The following is a 20,337-nucleotide window of genomic DNA, read 5'->3' on the forward strand; positions in this document are numbered from 1 at the left end:
TTATCTCTCAACACTTCCATTATTTGTATTTTAAAATATTATTTTTAATTTTGTTCAAGGAACCTAATTATAATTGAATTTTATATTTTCTTTGTTAAACTACAAAAAATAAATTGGAAAGATTTGTTATGGATACTAATAGCCGTAATCGGTTAATAAAATCGGCATCTTATTTATCGGTTACTACGGCATTAATTATTTTAAGTATAAAATTATACGCTTGGGTTGTTACCGATTCGCAATCAATTCTTGCTTCTTTAATTGATTCAATGCTTGATATAACTTCTTCCTTTATTAATTTAATAGCTTTAAGATTTGCCCTGCAACCGCCCGATCATCATCATCGATTTGGGCATGAAAAAATGCAGGATTTAACAATTTTTTCTCAATCGATATTTTTCTTTGCTTCAGCTTTTTTTGTAGGCTTTTCTTCGGTTAAATCTTTATTTGAAAAAACAAAACCGGAGAATATCAGTGACGGTACTACAGTAATGTATGTATGTATATTCTTAACAATTATTTTAGTACTTTATCAAACTTATGTAATTAAAAAAACAGGATCGGAGATAGTAAAAGCCGATAAGCTTCATTATTTCACAGACTTACTAACTAATGTTATAGTAATTATCTCTATAAATTTAAGTGATTATTTTTGGTTTGTTGACCCATTATTTGGTGTAGTTATTTCGTCATATATATTTCACTCTTCTTATTCTTTATTTAGAAAGGCATTTAAAAATTTAGTTGATCATGAATTACCTGAACAAGATAGACAAAAAATTATCTCGATAGTTAATAACCATTTAGGCATAAAAGGTATGCACGAAATGAAAACTAGATATGCCGCTCAAAAAGCTTTTATTCAGTGTCATTTGGAAATGGATGGCAATATGTCGCTTTATAATGCTCATAAAATTAGCGATGAGATTGTTTTTGAAATATTGCAGGAATTTCCGGAGGCTGAAATAATTATCCACCAAGATCCTTTTGGAATCGAAGAACACATAAATTACCGTGAATATATTGTTAGATAAAAAAACGGATTTTAATAATTTTTTCATGGAGCAAGCTTTAAAACAAGCACGGATTGCTTTTGATAAAAATGAAGTTCCGGTCGGAGCGGTGATTGTAGATAGGTTAAATCAAAAAATCATTGTTAGTAGTCGTAATAATACCGAAGAAAAAAATAACGCTCTTTGTCATGCTGAAATTATTGCTATTAATGAAGCATGTAATCTTATATCTTCTAAAAATTTAAATGATTATGATATTTACGTTACTTTAGAACCTTGTGCTATGTGTGCGGCAGCTATAGCTCATAGCAGGTTAAAACATTTATTTTATGGGGCTTCTGATTCCAAGCACGGAGCAGTTGAAAGTAATTTACGATATTTTAACAGTAGTGCTTGTTTTCATAGACCGGAAATATATAGCGGAATTCTTGCCGAAGATTCGGGGCTATTAATGAAAGAGTTTTTTAAGAGGATACGATAATCATGGTAGAACTGTTGATACCGGAGTCGTCATTGCGAGCAGCTGTAGGCTGCGTGGCAATCTCATGAAATAATAACAAACTCCTGAGATTGCTTCGTCGAATTACTATATAATTCTTCTCGCAAGACATTGTTGCGTGGACCGATAAAACCCGCTGTGTCACCCCGTGGCTTGACCGCGGGGTCCATAAAAACAATAAAAATACTAATAATTTTAGTATTTTAACTGGATCCCGTGGTCAAGACACGGGATGACAGAGGTGAAGTTGGTCCACGCAACAATGCCTTCTCGCAATGACGATTTAGGTATCCACGCACGCAAGCATCTCGCAAGAATGATATAAAGAAGTAAGAAAATATGCTAAAACTATTAACCCCCTATTATTTTAATAAATTATTAAAGGTTATAATACCTATATTAGCTATATCTACTTTTGTCATGATGATTATAGGTCTTTATTTAGCTCTAATAGTTTCGCCGGTAGATTATCAACAAGGTGAGTTTGTACGCATTATGTATGTTCATGTTCCTGCTTCTTGGATGGCCCTTGGTATTTATGTTTTCATGGCAGCATGCAGCTTTAGTTATTTAGTATGGAAAACTACTATTAGCTATTTGCTAGCCGTAGCTTCTAGTTACGTTGGGGCTACCTTTACTTTGATTAGCTTAGTAACAGGTTCTTTATGGGGAAAACCTATATGGGGAACATGGTGGGTTTGGGATGCAAGACTTACCTCTATGCTCATATTATTTTTATTATATCTAAGCTATATTATCATAGTAAATAGTGCGGATAATATAAGAAAGGCACAAAATCCTGCTTCTATTATTGCTCTTATCGGGCTGATTAACATACCGATAGTAAAATTCTCGGTAAATATTTGGTATAGTCTGCATCAGCCTGCTAGTGTTTTAAGACTAGGGAGTCCAACTATTCACTCTTCAATGCTAAAGCCTTTAATTATCATGTTTATCAGTTTTATATTATATTTTCTATTAGTATTACTTTTAGGAACTTCTATATTAATCGACAAAATCAAAAACAGATAACAAAATGACCTATGTTATAACTGATGAATGCGTAAAATGTAAATATACCGATTGCGTTGACGTATGCCCTGTAGATTGTTTCTACGAGGGTGAATTTATGCTAGTTATCAATCCTGATGAATGTATAGATTGCGGTGTATGTGTTCCTGATTGTCCTATAGATGCTATCAAGCCCGAATCACCGGAGTTAATAGAATGGGTAGAACGTGCAAAAGATTTTATAGAAAATAAAGGATGGAAAAATATTACCAAAAAAAAAACTGCCTTGCCTGATGCCGATAAATTTAAAGATGAGAAAAATAAGTTTAATAAATATATAAATAATATGAATTAAATACATGTGTTTATTTTGTCACAAAACTTTATAAAAGCTTTATTATATGAATCTAATTACCGATTAAATATAGAACTAAAAAATATAATATGTTATATATGCCATTAAAGATAATGTTTAATTATTTAATTTGAGGTGCTAACCATGAAAAAGTTACTTTTAATAGCTGCTACAAGTGCAACAATTTTATCTTCTAGCGTATCATTTGCTGAGGGCATGGATAATGAATGGTATTTAAGAATAGATGCCGGTGCAGCAATGTTTAATAAAGAAAAAGATAAGGCAACCGGTGTTAAATTAAAATCTAATACGACTGTTCCGGTTGATTTAGGTATCGGTTATTATATTTCCGAAAATTTTAGAGCCGATTTAACATTAGGTACTATAATAGGTGGAAAGTTAAAGAAATCCGGAGCTGCAACTAACGCACCTTTTACCGGTACTAACGTTTCAGCAAGCCATAAACCTACTATTACACGTTTACTTATTAACGGTTATGTAGATTTAACTAATTTTGATATGTTTGATGTTTTTGCCGGCGTTGGTGTTGGTCCTGCATTAGTTAAAGAGAAAATTACATATAATGGTATAACAGGTCTTTCATCTAACACTAAAAACAGAACTAATATCTCTTACAAGCTAACTTTAGGTACTTCTGTACAAATCGCCGACGGTGTTAAAGCAGAACTAGCTTATAGCTGGATAGATGACGGTAGAACAAAAAGTAAGAATGTAATTTACCAAGGAACAAGTGTACCAACCGGTGGCATGCGTTATCAAAGCCACAACTTAACAGCCGGTATAAGATTTGATATATAATTAACAAGAATATATTAATAGTTTTAGGTAAGTCGTCATTGCGAGCAGCCGCAGGTTGCGTGGCAATCTAGAAAAAATAATAAAAAAATTCTGTAAATCAGAATTTTTTACTGGATTGCTTCGTCGAAACTTACAGTTTCTTCTTGCAATGACGATGAGGTCAACCCGTGCAATTAGAGGATAACAACTCAGAAATGTTACTTAAAACTATTTTTTATCGAATTTAGGTAAAAATTATTATCTAATATCGTTTTTACTAACAACTATAAAATTTAAAGGAAAAATTTAACAATATGAAAAAATTACTTTTAATAGCAGCTGCAAGCACAGCACTTTTAACTTCCAGTCTTTCATTCGCTGATTGCGATATGAATTCTTCCGTAGATTCATCTACTAATTTATCGATGTCATCATCTATGGAAAATCAATGGTATTTAAAACTTAATGCTGGTGGCGTGATTTTTGATAAAGCAAAGCCTTCAAATAGCAGTGTTAAGTTAAAATCCAATACAGGTTTTACCGGTAATATTGGAGCAGGTTATTATATCATGGATAATTTAAGAACTGATTTTACAATTGGAATAGTAACAAATAACTACATGAAAAAGTCTACAAATGTTTCAACCTCTAACTCTACTGTTACTACTGTACCATCAGTTATTTCAGCAGGTGGACAACTTATTATTAATGGTGTTGTGATTCCAGGAGGTGTGCTTACAAGTGGTCCTGGTGGCACTACCACTACCACCACTGCTACTACAGTATCAGTAAAACATAAACCTACTATTGTAAGTGCATTACTTAACGGTTATGTAGATTTTATTGATGTAAGTATGTTTAAAGTGTTTGCAGGAGCAGGTGTCGGTGCTGCGTTAGTAAAAGAAAAAGTAAATATTTCAACTAAGACTGTTGCTAATAATAATGTTATTAGTAGTACTAATTTTTCAGGAACCACTAAAAACAAAACCAACTTTGCTTATCAATTATCTTTAGGTACTTCATTTGAAGTAGCACAAGGTGTGAAAGCAGAACTCGTTTATAGCTGGACAGATTACGGTAAATCAAAAACTAATACTAAGAATGTTGCCGGAAATAAGGTTAAATTTGGTGGAACCCGTTATAAAGGTAATAACTTAATGGCAGGATTAAGATTTGATATGTAATTAGATCTCAAATCTTTTTATAAGCGATTAACACGAAAAAGGAGTCTTTAATTAAAGACTCCTTTTTTTGTTTGTGTACCTGCCTGTATGGATTCTCAATCGTCATTGCAAGCGACTGAAGGTCTTGTTGCATGGCTCGAAAAACGCACTCGGTGTCATACCGTGGCTTGTCCACGGTATCCAGAAAAATAACTAAAAATATCAATAATATTGATATTTTTAACTGGATCCCGTGAATAAATCACGGGATGACAGGAGGAAAATCGAGCCATGCAACAAGACCGCGACTAAAAGGAGCGTGGCAATCTCAGGACTTTGGCACGAGATTGCTTCGTCAAAAGTTGCAGTTTTTCCTCGCAATGACGCGATTGAGAATCCATGCAGGCAATGGTCATAAGATTTGTGGGAACGCATGCAGAATATGATAAGATAAATGTTAAGGAGATTTGAGTATGGAAATAAATATTATAAAAACAGAAAAAGAATATGAAGAAGCATTAAAAAAACTAGATAATTTATTATATGCAAAAGAAAATTCTTCAGAAGCGGAAAAGTTAGAAATATTATCAATATTAGTGAAGATTACGAGAATAAACATTATAAAATAGAAGCACCTGACCCAATTGAAGCAATTAATTTTAGGATAGAGCAGCTTGGACTTTCTAGAAAAGATTTAGAAAAGAGCATAGGCTCAAGAAGTAAAGTATCTGAAATTCTTAATAAAAGAAGACCTCTTACTTTATCTATGATTAGAAAATTACATAAAAATTTAAATATATCCAGCGGATATTTTAATTCAAGAAATCCACAAGAAGAGAGCATGACTTAATTCTCATACTTTAGATTTTTGTTTATAAAACGTTACGTTCATTTGATGTATTGCCTCAAAGCCTAAATAAATTTTAATACGTTCTAGAATAATATCTTGATAATAAGGTAATTCTGCTGCCGTAGCATTATCTTCTGCTTGTATAAATAGCGTATTAATCTTTTGTTTTTTGTAAGTATATGTGGTGATTTTTAAAGGTAATGCTTTAGTGCTGAAGTTAAATCCGACTATTTTATTCCAGTTAATCATGATTTCAGGCAGCAATGGATGTTGTTTGGCAAATATACGTCTAACTATTTTATCGATATCCTCTTTAATTAGCTTCATTTTAATAAACTCTGCACTGTTAAAGTTATGACGGCTATTGCAAGCATTATAGATATTACGGGAAAATATAAAGATGTAACCGATATAATCATTAAAAATATATTACAAACTGCTATAATCGATACTACTTGTTTATGAGACTTACCTTTCTGTACTGCTTTTTGAAAAAAATGTTTTAGATGAGGCTGCCAAATTTTTTCTTTATTGAGTAGCCGAATTAATATGGTTAGCACTGCATCAGTGATATAATATAAGCTAGCAATAGCACAAGCTACAAATAAATTAGTACTTGTAAGAGCAAGCAAGAGTAAGCAAAGACCCGTTAAGAATCCAAGACTAATACTTCCCACATCTCCTAAAAATATTTTTGCCGGATGCCAATTAAATATTAAAAAACCACAAGAACAACCAAGAATAATCACATTTACGCTAGCTATAAAATACGGATTATCAATAGCAGGAAATTGTAAGAAACATAATATAAGCATGGTGCTAGATAGATGGATAGATTCCATGCAACTCATACCGTCTATACCGTCCATAAAATTATATATATTAATAAAACCGCTTAAAGCTATAACTAAAATAGAATATATTAGTATATGAATGGAATTTACCTGCGAAAAAAGAAAAATAGCAAAAGCTGCACAAATTAAGTGGAATATTAAACGAATTAGAATAGGTACGGCTTTTAAGTCATCTAAAAAGGAAATCAAGGCAATTACCAATAATAACGGTAATATTTTTATTGAATTAGCAAGGTTATTGCTCGTTATATATTCAAACCCGCTCAAAGCAATCATTACGACAATTACAATAGCAAGACCGCCGCCGCGCGGTGTTATCTTATCGTGAGAGCGACGACTACTAGGTACATCAACTAAACCGATTGCAGGAAGATATTTAGTTAATATATATGTTAATATAGCGGTCGCTATAAAAGAAAAAATAAATAATGTGCTATAGCTATTTATATTCATAGTAACATATTAGATTTAAAACTATAATATTTGTTATTACTTATAATGACATGATCATGTACCATAATATTTACGGTTTGGCATGTCTCTACTATCTTATTTGTCATATGAATGTCGGCTTTTGAAGGTTCAGGGCTGCCGCTTGGATGATTATGCACAAGTATAAGGCTGCTTGCTTCATTAAATAAAGCTCGTTTAATTATCTTACGTGGATATACTGCAGCTTGGTCTATAGTTCCTTGACTTAAAACCTCATCGGCAATTAAAATATTTTTCTTATTCAAAAATAATATACGAAATTGCTCTAGTCACATATTACCCATATTAACTTTTAAATAATCAATCAAAGAACTCTAAGAAGCAATAATATTTTTATTTATTATTTTTTGTTTCAATACTCTATTTATCAACTCACGTATTAAAGCAAAATTGATATATAAATTTTCATTGGTGCCTTTAATACTAAGTAGCCTTTCCTTATCAAGGTTAATTAAATCCGTAATATCAAAATGATCAAGTAATTTTTTAGCAAGAGGTTTTACGTCTTTACGAGGGATAGCCGAAAATAACATTACTTCAAGTAATTCGTAATCGGGAAAATGTTCTGCTCCAGCAGCGACGAAGCGTTCTTTTACTCTTTTACGGTGACCTATATAATGAGGCGTATCATCATTACTAAATTCTATCAAATTATTTTCTAACATTCTTTATGTTTACTCAAATTATAAATAAGTAAAATGTTGTTAATGTCATCCCCGTGGAGGCGGGGAGTTGTTTCATGGATACCCGAACCGTCATTGCGAGGAGCGAAGCGACGTGGCAATCCAGAAAAATAATTAAAAAAATTCTGTAAATCAGAATTTTTTACTGGATTGCTTCGTCAAATTACTTCGTAATTTTTCTCGCAATGACGGAAAAACCAAACCATACAACAAAATCAATTTTTATCCTATAGTTTAGTATGGAGGATAATCAAGTTTTTTAGGTGATAACGTAAATATTTCAAAACCGTCTTTAGTCACGCCTATAGTATGCTCAAATTGAGCCGATAATGATTTATCACGTGTAGTAACCGTCCATCCATCTAATTTACTTAATATAGTATCATAATTACCGGCATTTATCATAGGTTCAACGGTGAAAAACATCCCTTCTTCTAACGTTAGACCCGTGCCGCTGCGACCGTAATTTAATATTGACGGTTCGTCATGAAAAACTCTTCCGATACCGTGACCGGTATAATCTCTAACCACAGAATAATTATGTTTCTCGGCATAGCTTTGAATAGCATACCCAATATCACCGAGTTTAGCGCCGGGTCTAACTACTTCAATCCCTTTCATCATTGCATCATAAGTTACTTGAATAAGACGCTTTGGCTTAATTGCTACGTCACCGACATAATACATACGGCTAGTATCACCGTACCAACCGTCTAAAATTACTGTAACATCAATATTTACTATATCACCGTTTTTTAACGGTTTATCGTTTGGAATGCCATGACAAACCACATGATTTATAGAAGTACAAATCGATTTCGGAAAGCCTTTATAATTTAACGGTGCAGGAATGGCATTATGAGAAGTAATAAAATTATAACAAAGGTCATTTAAACTATTAGTAGTGACGTTCGGTTTTACGTAATCAGTAATAAAATCGAGCGTCTCTGCAGCTAATTTTCCAGCTAGCCGCATCTTTATGAAATCTTTTTCCGTGTGGATTTTTATGGTCATATTATATTATAAGTTTTTTAAAATCGTTTATAGTATAACATTTTTTTCTAAGGTGTAAATTTCAAAAATTGACACTATAGATCATATTAAATTAGCTTGTCTAATTTACTTTAAAAATGTATTTTATATTAAAATTTTCTAAAAATTACCTAATGCTATATTACATAAATAAAATTCTTTCAAACAATAAAGTACAAGCTGTTATCTTAGGGATAATCGGGTTTGCTATTGTTACTGTTCTCATGTCATATAATATAGACGATCCGTCTTTTAACTCGGTTACAACAGAGTATCCTAGTAATTTAGTCGGAATTCCTGGCTCTTATTTATCAGACTTTTTATATCAATTTTTTGGGTTGGCTGCTTTTATTATACCGCTTGCTTGCTTTGTTTGGGGTAGAAATTGTTGGTATGGAAGATATCGTGGCTCATTTATCCGTATATTTGTAATGTTGTTTGCTCTCATTAGCAGTAGCACATTATTATCTAAGATTAAGCTAGAATTCATACCTGCAAATGCAGGCGGAGCTGTTGGAATAATAGCTTCTAATTTTTTTGAGCGATTTACAAATCAACTATACTTATTATTAATATTTTTTACCTTTATTATATTAGTTGTTTTACTTGAAATTAAATTTACTTCTTTAAGTAATTTTATTATTAAGCTAGGTAAATTTTTAATCTATCGGGTACAATCTTTTTTACATAATATATTTTCACAATTATCTTCAGTAAGATTATTCCCTACTAGCAATAATGATAAAATAAATATAACTTCTTCTTACCAAAAGCCTGTAAGTGAAAAAGTAAAATTCACTGAGAAAGCAAAACCCGTACCTGCAAATCCTATAAAATTCTTTAGTAAACCCCCAGCAGTTCCTAAAATATCTCAAAGTGAAATAGCAGAATTGCCGCCTATTTCGTTATTATGTGATCCTGAAAACCATCATGTAAAAGGGGCTTCTTCCTCAGAGCTAAAACAAAAAGCTGAGGAGCTATTAACCGTGCTGAATGATTTTGGAGTTAAAGGGCATATAATTAATATCAATCAAGGACCTGTTGTAACTCAATATGAATTTGAGCCGGCAGCAGGTACAAAAACATCAAGGGTAGTAGGATTATCCGACGATATAGCACGCTCACTTTCGGCTCTATCGACAAGGATAGCAGTCATACCGGGGAAAAATGTGCTTGGCATTGAGCTTCCTAATAAGCAGCGTGAATTCTTTTGTTTAAAAGAACTGATAGAAACTCCCGAATACCAAGACAAATTAACTTTATTACCATTAGTTTTGGGTAAAGATTTAGCAGGTAAGCCGCTGATTGCCGATCTTGCTAAAATGCCTCATTTATTAGTAGCAGGAACCACCGGATCAGGTAAATCGGTCGGTATTAACGCTATGATATTCTCGCTCTTGTACCGCTATACTCCTGAAGAATGTCGCTTTATCATGATTGACCCGAAAATGCTTGAATTATCGGCTTATGACGGAATACCGCATTTGCTAACTCCTGTGGTAACCGAGCCTTCTAAAGCGGTAGTTGCTCTTAAATGGGCAGTTAAGGAAATGGAAAATCGCTATAGAATGATGAGTAATATCGGCGTTAAGAATATTGCAGGTTATAATGCAAAAATCTTAGAAGCGGTTAAAGAGAATAGAGTAATTGAGCGTTCGATTCAAACGGGTTTTGACCCTGAAACAGGTAAACCTATTTACGAAACCGTTACGATGAATATGGAAAAGCTACCTTACATAGTGGTTATTGTCGATGAGATGGCTGATTTAATGCTAGTTGCCGGTAAGGATATCGAGATGCTGATTCAAAGGCTTGCTCAGATGGCAAGAGCAGCAGGCATCCATATTATTATGGCAACTCAAAGGCCTTCTGTAGACGTTATTACCGGTGTCATTAAAGCCAACTTTCCAAGTCGTATTAGCTTTAAAGTTACCTCTAAAATCGATAGCCGAACGATTTTAGGCGAGCAAGGTTCCGAGCAGTTACTCGGTATGGGTGATATGTTATTTATGGGTAACACTTCAAAGATAAGTAGGGTACACGGACCGTTTGTTAATGAAGCCGAAATCGAGAAAATTACGGAATATTTGAAAGAGACCGGTACGCCTGAATATATCTCTGCCGTTACCGAACAACCTGAGGAAGACTATAGTAGCATTGATATCGGTGACGGTACATCTGATGAAGTGCTTTACAAAAAAGTCGTGCAGATAGTGCGTGACGAACGTAAATCCTCCATTAGCTATATCCAAAGGTCGCTTAGAATCGGCTATAACAAAGCTGCTAATTTGGTTGAGAAGATGGAGAAAGAGGGAATAGTCTCACCGCCGAATCATACAGGTAAAAGAGAGATATTACTGCCCGAGAGGTAGGAGTGATTTTTCGTCATTGCGAGCAGGTATTGCCCACGTGGACCTGTAAAACCTACTCGATGTCATTCCAGTAACGGCGGGAATCCAGTACTTTTAGCTGTCATCCCGTGGCTTGACCACAGGAACCATAAAAACAATAAAAAATACTAGTATTTTTTAACTGGACCCCGTGGTCAAGCCACGGGGTGACACGGTAGATTTCTGCTTCCGCGAGAATGAAATCGAAGCACAGGCATCACCCAGATTACCAATATTTTTCATTGACATTATTCTTAATATATTTTAATAATTGCCGTCGCAATATATTAAATAATGGAAATAATTCAATGACTACTCTAACTTTCTTTAAACCACTTATTCATACTGTAAAAAAATATCTTAAACCTTCTCATAATTATTATATAGAACCGGCAAAAACCCCACCTACACTGGAAGTTAATTCTAACAGCGATATAATATCTTGGCGTCCAAAAGCAGATTTCAAACTTCAAACGTTAGTAAAAGCTTTAATAGATAAAAGAATAGATATTAATAATTTATATTTTGAGGGGCAAACTCCTCTACATTTAGCTATCAAAGTAGAAGATTTAGAAACAGTAAAATTCTTAGTTCAGGCAGGAGGTAAAATTGCTTCTAACAAAGGTAATTGGTCGGCTATTCATGTAGGTATTAAAGTCGGAAATTTAGAGATTGTAGAATATTTATATGAGAATACGGAATTTGGAAGATATGATGAATATGGTTGGTCTCTACTACATTGGGCAGCAGCTAGCGGAAATACACAAATAGTACAATTTTTCCTTGATAAAGGTCATAATCCTAATGTTATTACCGATAACCATAAAACCCCGTTAGAATTAACCGTAGAATCGAAGAACATTTCATCAGTAAAAGCATTAATTAGCAAAGGTGCTAAATTTGATATTAAAAGCGAACTCGGTTATAAGATTTTTGATCTCGCTATTAATTCTGAAGATGCAAAATTAATAGAGTATCTAGTAAATCATACGCTAGTCGGTAAAAACACGGGGCAGCAAACTCTTCTAGAAAAAGTAGCTCAAATTTATGACAAGAATATAAATCTCTCGAAACTAGTAAAAGTTTTGATTAAAGATAATGCAGGATTTGATAAAGCTTTAGGACAAAAGCTTTTCCAAAAAGCAATATATGCTGATGATTTGGAGTTAGTAGAAACTTTATATAGTAAAGGTGTTGATGCCCAGTATAAAGACCAATTAGGACGTAGCGGCTTACATCATGCTATAAAAGCTAATTGCGGTGAAGAATTAATCCAGTTTTTGATTGAACACACTACGGATATTAATTATCGTGATAAATCGGGCTTAAATCCTCTAGGCTTAGCAAAGAGTAATAATTGTACCGTAGCTACAAAATTATTACTCGAAGCCGGTGCTTATGAAGGTTATATGTATGATGATGTTATTAAGGTGTTAGGAGAATACGGATACTAAATAGTCATTGTGAGCGGGCGTTGCCTGCGTGGAGCGATTCCCTCCCTGTCATCCCGCAAGCTTGTAGCGGGATCCAGTTAAAAATACTAAAATTATTAGTATTTTTATTGTTTTTTTGGATACCGTGGTCAAGCCACGGTATGACACCGAACGGATTGTTGAGTCCACTCAACAAGGCCTTTCCGCGTGGACCGGTAAATGCTCTTATGTCATTCCCGCGTGGATACCAAGTCGTCATTGCGAGGAGCGAAGCTTTGCGGCAATCCAGAAAAAATACTAAAAAAATTCTATAAATCAGAATTTTTAACTGGATTGCTTCGTCGAATTACTATGTAATTCTTCTCGCAATGACGGAAAACCGGTCCACGCCGCAAAGCTACCGCCCCTGCAGAATGCAAATACCACATATTCATACTATAAAATATTGTATATAATTATTAATTATAATAGACATATTAAAAAAATTGTATTAAAATTGTAGCAATTCCTAAGTTATTTAATTTTTATTAAGGTTTATATATTATGGCGAATATTTCTCCAAAATTATTTCAAAAAGCAATACAACAAGGTCTTAAGACCGCTTTATTCACCACCTCAACCGCAGCATTAATGCTGAGTAGTAGCGGGGCGTTGGGAGGAACAACGATAGATGCAAATACAAACTTTACCGTAGGAGCGGGCCTTAATCCTGCAGTACCGTTTGGTGGTGGTGTTTTACAGTATGGAAATGATGCTGTTACGGTTGACGCTGATGCAGCAGTAAATATTTCGACAATAGATGTACATGGTTTTGCTCCTGGTTTATTTACGGTAAATGAAAATATTTCTTTAGGTTCTGTTGAACTCGGTGGTGGTACGGCATTTCCTGTTAGCATTAGTGATACCTTTACATTAACTCTAATCGGTGAAGATGGAGTAGGATTTGGTGCTGATATTTATGCAGGTTTAGGAGCTATTACCTTAAATGGTGCCACTGCAGGTTTAACTATAAATTCCGGAACCCAATACTTGATAACGCTTGGCGGGACTATAGACGGTGGAGCTGCCGGTCAGGGTGTATTAAGAGTTAGCACAGATACCACTTTTACTGCTGCGGTAGGTGCAACTAAGAGCTTAGCTTCAATAACTGTTGATGCTGGCGTAACCGTAAATGCTATTACGCTTGCAGCAACAAATATTGTTGTGAATGGTGGTGAAGTTGTTGCAACAGGTGCAGTAAATGGAGCTATAAATTTAGCTGCAGGTGGAACATTATTTAACGCAGGCGGTTTAGTCACGGGTACTGCAGTATTTAATGATAACGGTAAATTAACATTAGGAAATGGAATATCAGCAGACATAACGGCTGCCGGTGATGGTATTAACGGTACTGTAGTAGTTGGGAATGGCAATATACAGAATGTAGAAGCAAATGGCAATTCCTTAGTGCTGGTACAATTTAATAACAGTACAGTTAATGGAGCGATTAATTTTGCAGCTGCCGGTAAATTAAAGGCAAACGGTTTAGTTACAGGTGCAGTAGAATTTGATGCTGATGGTACATTAACTTTAGGAAATGGAATAGCGGGGAATATAACAACAACTGTAGATGATCAAGGTACACTTATTATTACAGGCGGTAATAATGTAGGAAATATAGGTGTTATAGGTAATGAAGGGCTAAAATTAGTAACTTTTAATAACGGTAACAATAATGGCGGTAATGGAATAGCGGCTGGTAATATAGTTGCAACAACAATAACAATAGGAGAAGATAACGGAAATAACGCATCTATAGTAACTGCTAACCAAATAGAAGGAGCAATAGAATTTGCAAATGCCGGTAATCTAAAAGCAGCCGGTTTAGTTACCGGTATAGCACTATTTAATGCTGACGGGACATTAACTTTAGGTAACGGTATTACCGGGGCTATAACAGCAACCGGTGACGGTGCTAACGGTACGGTTATTGTAACAGCAGGTAATGTACAGAATATCGGTGCTAATGGTAACTCAATAAAGCAATTAACATTTAATAACGCAGTTGCAAGCAATGCAGGTAACATATTTGCAGTCGGTGTAGCAATTAATAATGCAAATGCAAATGTAACAGCAGGAACAGTAAATGGAGCAATTAATTTTGCAGATGACGGTGCGTTAACGGCAAATAACGGTATAACCGGAGCAGTAACTGCAGCAGGGGGTAACGGTACATTAACAACAGCTGGAGTAGGGGTTACCGGAGCGATAGGTACAAATGCAGCATCTCTAAAAGTTCTTAATGCTAAAGTTAATAATGGTGCTGCGGACCTTGTGTTTGGTAGTGATATTTATGCACAAACCGTAAATTTTGACGATATTGCCGGCGGTGGAGCAGTAGGTACGATACAAGTCGGCGGTAATTTAGTAGCTACAAATGTAAACTTCAGTGCTGATGCAAATGGTGGTACGTTAGAGTTTAACGGTCCCGGCGGTAACACTTATAACTTAAGCGGAATTATAGCAAATGGTGCTACTGGTATACTTAATATTAATGCCGGTGGTACAGTGGTTGCAAATGATGCTAGTATAGGCACAGTTGCACAAATTGACATTCAAGATAATAAGTCTTTTGCAATAAATGCTAAGAACGCTGATGTTGATATATTAAACGCTCAAGCGATTAATTTTAAAGGAGCAAACTCAAAGCTTTTCTTACTTAACGATAGTACTACAGATAATAGAGTTATAACTCTTAAAAATGATTTACCGGCGTTTGCAACCGGTGGCGGTACGTTACTTCTTGCTGGTACAACAAAACTTGTAACCTTACAAGGTGACGGTGGAGCTAAAACAATAGGTACGGCAGGAAGTGAATTAGCATCATTAAATGTTTTAGGTAGTGTAGCCTTTAATAATATAGATACTACGAATGTTCTCGCATTTAATATCTTAGGTACTACAAATTTTGTTGATGTAGGCGGTATTACTAACCAAATTAATGTAATAAATATCGGTGCTGCAGGTGTAGGGCCTACAGGTGCAGCGATTGCTGCCGCTGCCGGTTCTTATACGATTGATGCAAATGGTGGTAATGTAGGAATTTTAGCCAACGGTCAGACTATTAATTTTGCTCATGAAGATGCAGAGTTAGTATTACAAAATAGTGCAGCCGGTAACGGTACGATAACACTAAATGCCGTGCTTGATCCTCTTGCTCCAAGTAAAGGTAAGCTTGCTGTAGATTCAGGAGCTGCGGGCGGGAAAGTAATTATTGCAAGTGTCGGAAATGCTACTTATGGTACTGCAGTAAATAAATTAAAAGAATTAGAATTTAGAGGAAACGGAACATTCCAAATAGATACTGAGATATTTGTTAACGATTTAGAATTATTAGTGCCGACAATTACCTATAATAAGGATATCAACTCTAATTTATCATTCAGTGCTGCTACTGCTTTAACTCAAAACGGTAATATTAACGGTAATGTAGATTTCAATAATCAAGCAGCAGTTATAACACTTGGTGCAAATAAAAATATCACCGGTAGCGTTACAAGCAGCAATGGAGTTAACGGTACAATCATTGCAACCGGTGCAAGTACTATTAATGGACCTATTACTAATATTGCTATGTTGAAAGTAGGTGCCGGGGCTGTAAGCATAACCAAAGGCGGTAATACTAGTATTACTGAAATCCAAGGTAACGGTACTGCACTCTTAACATTACCTGCAAACTTTAACTTAACAGGCAGCATAAATAAAACCGGCGGTCAGGCTCTGAAGTTAAACTTCACGAATGGCGGTAGTGTTAGCGGTGTTGTAGGGACTGCTGCTAATTCGGTTGGTGATATCACAACGGCAGGCACAACAAACTTTGCAAGCAGTGTTAATGCAAAAGGTGCGGCGACGCTCGGCGGTACTACAAGTTTTGCCGATACATTTACTAACACCGGTGCAGTTACTTTAGCTAAAGCTTCTATCACTAATTTTGCTAAAAATGTAACGGCTACCAGCTTTACAGTTAACAATGCTACTATTAATTTCGGTAATAGCCTAGCCTTTAATAGTAATATAACAGGTAGCGGTACTACACTTACTTTAGGTACAAATCAAGTAACATATACCGGTACCGGTAGCTTTACCGATACGCTAACCTTAAATACCACTTTTGACGGAGCAGCTAAGTCAGGCGGTAATATCCTAATTAAATCAGGTAGTACTCTTGATTTATCAGGGGTTCCAACTTTAGCACTTGTTGTTACTGCTACTAATTTCGACATTAATAATATAAGTCCGGATACAAAATATACGGTAATATCTGCAGAAGCGGCAGGTGGATTAAAGCCTACTCCCGAAGAGAATGTTAAAATAACTATTAACAATGATAACCGTTTTGTCAGGTTTACTTTTGATGCATCAACTTTGACGTTATTTGCTGAAGATATAGCGGAAGATGTTATAGATGAAGATTTTGAACCGGGCGGACCGCTTGCAAATATTCCAAATGCTGCAAATATAGAGAAATCACTTAAATTAATGGCAGCAGCACAAAACGGTTCAGATGCACGTCAAGCATTGGATAACTTTGGTTTGATGACGCCCCAACAAGAAGCAGATGCTGTAAACCTCATGCAAGACGTTGTAAAGCCTAGCGATACTATAGCTGCTATTAATAATCAAGTTATACTAAGTAATATCTCAAGTAGCTTAATTAATCTAAATGCTAGAATGGATGCAATACAGCCGGCTGCCGTAGCTGCCGGTGATGAGGACAGAGATGCTAAGTTTGGTGCATGGATAAGTCCGTTTGTCGGTAATGCAACGCAGAAGATGCGTAACAATATAAGCGGTTATAAGTCCGATACAACCGGTGGCACTATAGGTTTTGACGGTTTAGTTAACGATGATTTAGCACTCGGGCTTGCATATACAAGAGCCGATACCGATATTAAGTTGAAAAATAATAAGACGGGCGATAAGAATAAGGTAGAGAGTAACATCTATTCCGTATACGGTTTATATAATATACCTTATGAAAATCTCTTCGTTGAAGCTATAGCATCTTACTCGGATAATAGGATAAAAAGCAAATCAAGACGTGTTATTGCAACGGCACTAGAGACTGTCGGCTATCAAACCGCAAGCGGTAAGTATAAATCTGAAAGCTATATAGGTCAGTTAATGGCTGGTTATACCTATATGATGCCTGAGAACATTAACTTAACACCGCTTGCAGGGTTTAGATATTCGGCTATCAAAGATAAGGGTTATAAAGAAACCGGTACTACTAACCAAAACCTTACAGTTAAAGGCAAAAACTATAATAGCTTCGCTGGTTTACTTGGTGCTAAAGTATCAAGTAACATCAATGTAGGTGAGGTAGTGCTAACACCTGAGCTTTACGCAATGGTTGATTATGCATTCAAGAATAAAGTTCCGGTGATTGATGCAAGATTACAAGGTATGACTGCTCCTTTCCCAACCAACAGCTTTAAGCAAAGCAAAACAAGCTTTTATGTCGGCGTCGGTGTTACTGCTAAGCACAAAATGATGGAATACGGTATTAACTATGATACAAATATCGGAAGTAAGTATTTTGCTCAGCAAGGTAGTGTAAAAGTTCGTGTAAACTTCTAATGTCATCCTGTGGGACTCGTTTTATGTCATTCCTGCTTTCGCAGGAATCCAGGGTAAAGCGAGATAAATCGAGCTTTTTAAAAGTTTTTAATTACTAGATTCCCGCTTCCGCGGGAATGACATAGAGTATGTTTCTCGAACCACGCAGGAATAACATTGAACGTCTACAAAAAACAATATAAAAGCCTATATAGTTTGACTATATAGGCTTTTTTGCTTTATAATGTACTATTGTGTATATTTGTACTGTGTCACCCCGTGGCTTGTCCACGGTATCCAGTCTTTTTTTTATGGACCCCGCAGGTACAAGCCACGGGGTGACACTGAGGGAAATTATGTTAGATAATATTAGAAAAACTGCCGATAGTTTTATAATGCGAGTTTTATTAGCAATGATAGCTTTTGCTTTTGTCGGCTTTGGTATTAAAGATGTATTAAACGGAAGAAGAAACGGTGATATTGTTACTTTTTCTCATGTGAAAAATATCTCCCAAGAAGATTTTTTGAGAGCAAAATCTTTAGAAATTAATGCTATAAGTAAGCAAATAGGAACAAGTTTAACGGATGAAGAAATAGCACAGTTAAATATTGATAACCGAATCCTAAAAAGGCTTGTTTACGATAATGTTTTAGATTATTTAGTTGGCTATTACGACTTAGATCTAAGTGATGATACAGTTAAAATTTTAGTCAAAGAATCACCGGTTTTTAAAAATGAGCAAGGTGTTTTCGATATAAAAATTTTTAAAACTTATTTTAGAAATTCTTATATGGATGAAGAAAAATATTTATTAAACTTCAAAGAAAAAGCTCTAAAAAATATTTTTGTCGGTATTTTTGTAGAAAGTTTCTATGTTCCTAAAGCTATGACTGACAATATAGTAGATTATATGGCTGAAAAAAGAGAAGTAGAATTAGTACAAATAGATTTACAAAATAAACTGAAAGATTTACAAATCTCTACTCCTACCGATCAGCAATTAAAGGATTTTTACCAAGATAATAAAACCTCATTTGAAGTACCTGAGAAACGCAGCTTTTCTTATATTAAAGCTAATATTAAGGATTTAAAAGTCTCAGTTACTCAAGATGAGTTGTTAGAGTTTTATAATGAAAATAAAGATGAATTCGGTGATCAAAGTTTTGAAGCAGTACAGAAACAATTACAGGATTTATTAAAGGCTCAAAAAATCGACATACTTAATATAGAGTTTGCTAAAAAGCTGGAAGATGAGACAGCAGCCGGTTCTAGCTTAGTTGAAATTGCCGAAAAATATAAGCTACCGATACAAAACGTTAACTATATAAGTTATGCAGAGCTTATTGAAGATAAAATAATTGCTGAAAATGCTGATAGTATTTTTGAGCTTTCGGAAGGAGAATTATCTTATCCTATAGAAGCAGAAGATAAAAGCTATCTTATATTGGTAGAATTAAAGTCGATTCAGCCGGCAAAAATACCTGAATTTGACGCTATTAAAGAGCAGGTAAATAAAGCTTGGATAAAGCGGAATATTGCAGATGTAAACTTAAAAATTATCAAGGATTTAGCAAAGGAGTATAATTCAGATCAAGAGAGCATAAAAGAGCTTAAAACTACCGGAATAAAAATAAGCAAAAAAAGCTATATTAGATCCGAAATGGAAAATGATCTAACCCTAACTCCTGAAATATTATTATCAATTTTTAATACTAAAATAGGAAGTAATACACCTATATTCCAAGTAGGTGATGAAGTATATTTTGCACATATTAAATCTAGAAGTATCGATGAATTAACGGCTAAAAATATTCATATCAATTCAGAAAAAAATATAATATATAATATTAAAAATTCTGTAATTGACGAACTAATTAACTACACAATTGTTCAGAATGATATGCAGGTAAAAGCTAATTTTAGTAAGTAGGGAGCTGTCACCCCGCACCGTCATTGCGAGGAGGTATTGTTGCGTGGATCAATTTTACCTCTGTCATCCTGTGGCTTGACCACGGGATCCAGTTAAAATACTAAAATTATTAGTATTTTTTATTGTTTTTATGGGCCCCGTGGTCAAGCCACGGGGTGACACAGTGGGTTTTACCGGTCCACGCAACAATGCCCGCTCGCAATGACGATAAAATAAGCCGCGCATTATAAACAAA

At 34.8% G+C, this 20,337-nt stretch carries 19 protein-coding genes and 2 pseudogenes; 13 read left to right on the forward strand and 8 right to left on the reverse strand.

Annotated elements, in window-relative coordinates:
• Window positions 1–128 precede the first annotated feature (128 nt).
• From SB78_RS06350 to SB78_RS12030, 7 genes are all read left to right on the forward strand, one after another.
• Window positions 129–1,034: a cation diffusion facilitator family transporter gene (locus SB78_RS06350; protein ID WP_041079511.1), complete on the forward strand. Its 906-nt coding sequence runs from the start codon at window positions 129–131 to the stop codon at window positions 1,032–1,034.
• On the forward strand, window positions 1,015–1,494 hold the full coding sequence (locus SB78_RS06355) for a nucleoside deaminase (protein ID WP_041079512.1): 480 nt from the start codon (window positions 1,015–1,017) through the stop codon (window positions 1,492–1,494). The genes SB78_RS06350 and SB78_RS06355 overlap by 20 nt, the downstream gene beginning before the upstream one ends.
• Window positions 1,495–1,851: 357 nt before the next feature.
• Window positions 1,852–2,544: a heme ABC transporter permease gene (locus tag SB78_RS06360; RefSeq protein ID WP_041079513.1), complete on the forward strand. Its 693-nt coding sequence runs from the start codon at window positions 1,852–1,854 to the stop codon at window positions 2,542–2,544.
• A gap of 4 nt (window positions 2,545–2,548) precedes the next feature.
• Window positions 2,549–2,878, forward strand: coding sequence for a ferredoxin FdxA (gene fdxA / locus SB78_RS06365; protein ID WP_041079514.1), 330 nt, complete (start codon window positions 2,549–2,551; stop codon window positions 2,876–2,878).
• A gap of 144 nt (window positions 2,879–3,022) precedes the next feature.
• Window positions 3,023–3,697, forward strand: a complete 675-nt coding sequence (locus tag SB78_RS06370; RefSeq protein ID WP_041079515.1) for an outer membrane beta-barrel protein — start codon at window positions 3,023–3,025, stop codon at window positions 3,695–3,697.
• 293 nt (window positions 3,698–3,990) lie between these two features.
• Complete coding sequence (locus SB78_RS06375) at window positions 3,991–4,860, forward strand: outer membrane protein (RefSeq protein WP_041079516.1); 870 nt, start codon at window positions 3,991–3,993, stop codon at window positions 4,858–4,860.
• A 131-nt stretch (window positions 4,861–4,991) separates the two neighbouring features.
• Window positions 4,992–5,096, forward strand: a complete 105-nt coding sequence (locus SB78_RS12030) for a proline/betaine transporter (RefSeq protein ID WP_410524523.1) — start codon at window positions 4,992–4,994, stop codon at window positions 5,094–5,096.
• Here SB78_RS12030 and SB78_RS10290 read toward each other — a convergent pair.
• Window positions 5,080–5,220, reverse strand: coding sequence for a hypothetical protein (locus SB78_RS10290; protein WP_206743497.1), 141 nt, complete (start codon window positions 5,218–5,220; stop codon window positions 5,080–5,082). The genes SB78_RS12030 and SB78_RS10290 overlap by 17 nt on opposite strands.
• Window positions 5,221–5,312: 92 nt before the next feature.
• Here SB78_RS10290 and SB78_RS10295 point away from each other — a divergent pair, with 92 nt between their 5' ends.
• Both SB78_RS10295 and SB78_RS10300 read left to right on the forward strand, forming a co-directional pair.
• A complete protein-coding gene (locus SB78_RS10295; protein ID WP_199402830.1) occupies window positions 5,313–5,468 on the forward strand; it encodes a hypothetical protein in 156 nt (51 codons plus the stop codon).
• A 77-nt stretch (window positions 5,469–5,545) separates the two neighbouring features.
• On the forward strand, window positions 5,546–5,689 hold the full coding sequence (locus tag SB78_RS10300) for a hypothetical protein (RefSeq protein ID WP_241773814.1): 144 nt from the start codon (window positions 5,546–5,548) through the stop codon (window positions 5,687–5,689).
• 3 nt (window positions 5,690–5,692) lie between these two features.
• Here the strand turns inward: SB78_RS10300 and SB78_RS06385 are convergent, their stop codons facing one another.
• From SB78_RS06385 to map, 5 genes and pseudogenes are all read right to left on the reverse strand, one after another.
• Window positions 5,693–6,016, reverse strand: a complete 324-nt coding sequence (locus tag SB78_RS06385; protein ID WP_041079517.1) for a DUF721 domain-containing protein — start codon at window positions 6,014–6,016, stop codon at window positions 5,693–5,695.
• Window positions 6,013–6,996 (reverse strand): MraY family glycosyltransferase, encoded by a 984-nt coding sequence (locus tag SB78_RS06390; RefSeq protein WP_041079518.1) that lies wholly within the window; start codon window positions 6,994–6,996, stop codon window positions 6,013–6,015. Before SB78_RS06390 ends, SB78_RS06385 begins: the two co-directional genes overlap by 4 nt.
• Window positions 6,983–7,343, reverse strand: a pseudogene (locus SB78_RS08890) (JAB domain-containing protein). Before SB78_RS08890 ends, SB78_RS06390 begins: the two are co-directional and overlap by 14 nt.
• A 6-nt stretch (window positions 7,344–7,349) precedes the next feature.
• Window positions 7,350–7,700 carry a UPF0758 domain-containing protein gene (locus SB78_RS08895; protein WP_052458510.1) on the reverse strand — a complete coding sequence of 117 codons (351 nt, stop codon included), beginning with the start codon at window positions 7,698–7,700 and terminating at the stop codon, window positions 7,350–7,352.
• Window positions 7,701–7,952: 252 nt separating this feature from the next.
• The gene (gene map / locus SB78_RS06405; protein WP_041079519.1) at window positions 7,953–8,732 is read right to left on the reverse strand and encodes a type I methionyl aminopeptidase; all 780 of its coding nucleotides are present in this window, start codon (window positions 8,730–8,732) and stop codon (window positions 7,953–7,955) included.
• Between the two features lie 152 nt (window positions 8,733–8,884).
• Between map and SB78_RS06410 the strand changes: the two genes are divergently transcribed.
• The gene (locus SB78_RS06410) at window positions 8,885–11,122 is read left to right on the forward strand and encodes a DNA translocase FtsK (protein ID WP_041079530.1); all 2,238 of its coding nucleotides are present in this window, start codon (window positions 8,885–8,887) and stop codon (window positions 11,120–11,122) included.
• 326 nt (window positions 11,123–11,448) lie between these two features.
• On the forward strand, window positions 11,449–12,594 hold the full coding sequence (locus SB78_RS08540) for an ankyrin repeat domain-containing protein (protein ID WP_081421002.1): 1,146 nt from the start codon (window positions 11,449–11,451) through the stop codon (window positions 12,592–12,594).
• A 7-nt stretch (window positions 12,595–12,601) separates the two neighbouring features.
• Here the strand turns inward: SB78_RS08540 and SB78_RS11245 are convergent.
• Window positions 12,602–12,832: pseudogene (locus tag SB78_RS11245) on the reverse strand (hypothetical protein); the annotation flags it as partial.
• 284 nt (window positions 12,833–13,116) lie between these two features.
• Between SB78_RS11245 and SB78_RS06425 the strand changes: the two are divergent.
• Complete coding sequence (locus tag SB78_RS06425; protein WP_041079521.1) at window positions 13,117–18,192, forward strand: autotransporter outer membrane beta-barrel domain-containing protein; 5,076 nt, start codon at window positions 13,117–13,119, stop codon at window positions 18,190–18,192.
• A gap of 335 nt (window positions 18,193–18,527) precedes the next feature.
• The gene (locus tag SB78_RS06430) at window positions 18,528–20,102 is read left to right on the forward strand and encodes a SurA N-terminal domain-containing protein (RefSeq protein WP_041079522.1); all 1,575 of its coding nucleotides are present in this window, start codon (window positions 18,528–18,530) and stop codon (window positions 20,100–20,102) included.
• A gap of 63 nt (window positions 20,103–20,165) precedes the next feature.
• Here the strand turns inward: SB78_RS06430 and SB78_RS08550 are convergent, their stop codons facing one another.
• Entirely contained in the window at window positions 20,166–20,288 is a 123-nt protein-coding gene (locus tag SB78_RS08550; protein ID WP_241773813.1) for a proline/betaine transporter, read from the reverse strand.
• Between the last annotated feature and the right edge of the window lie 49 nt (window positions 20,289–20,337).

Origin of the sequence: Rickettsia asembonensis (assembly GCF_000828125.2) — a bacterium.
GTDB classification, from domain to species: Bacteria; Pseudomonadota; Alphaproteobacteria; order Rickettsiales; family Rickettsiaceae; genus Rickettsia; species Rickettsia asembonensis.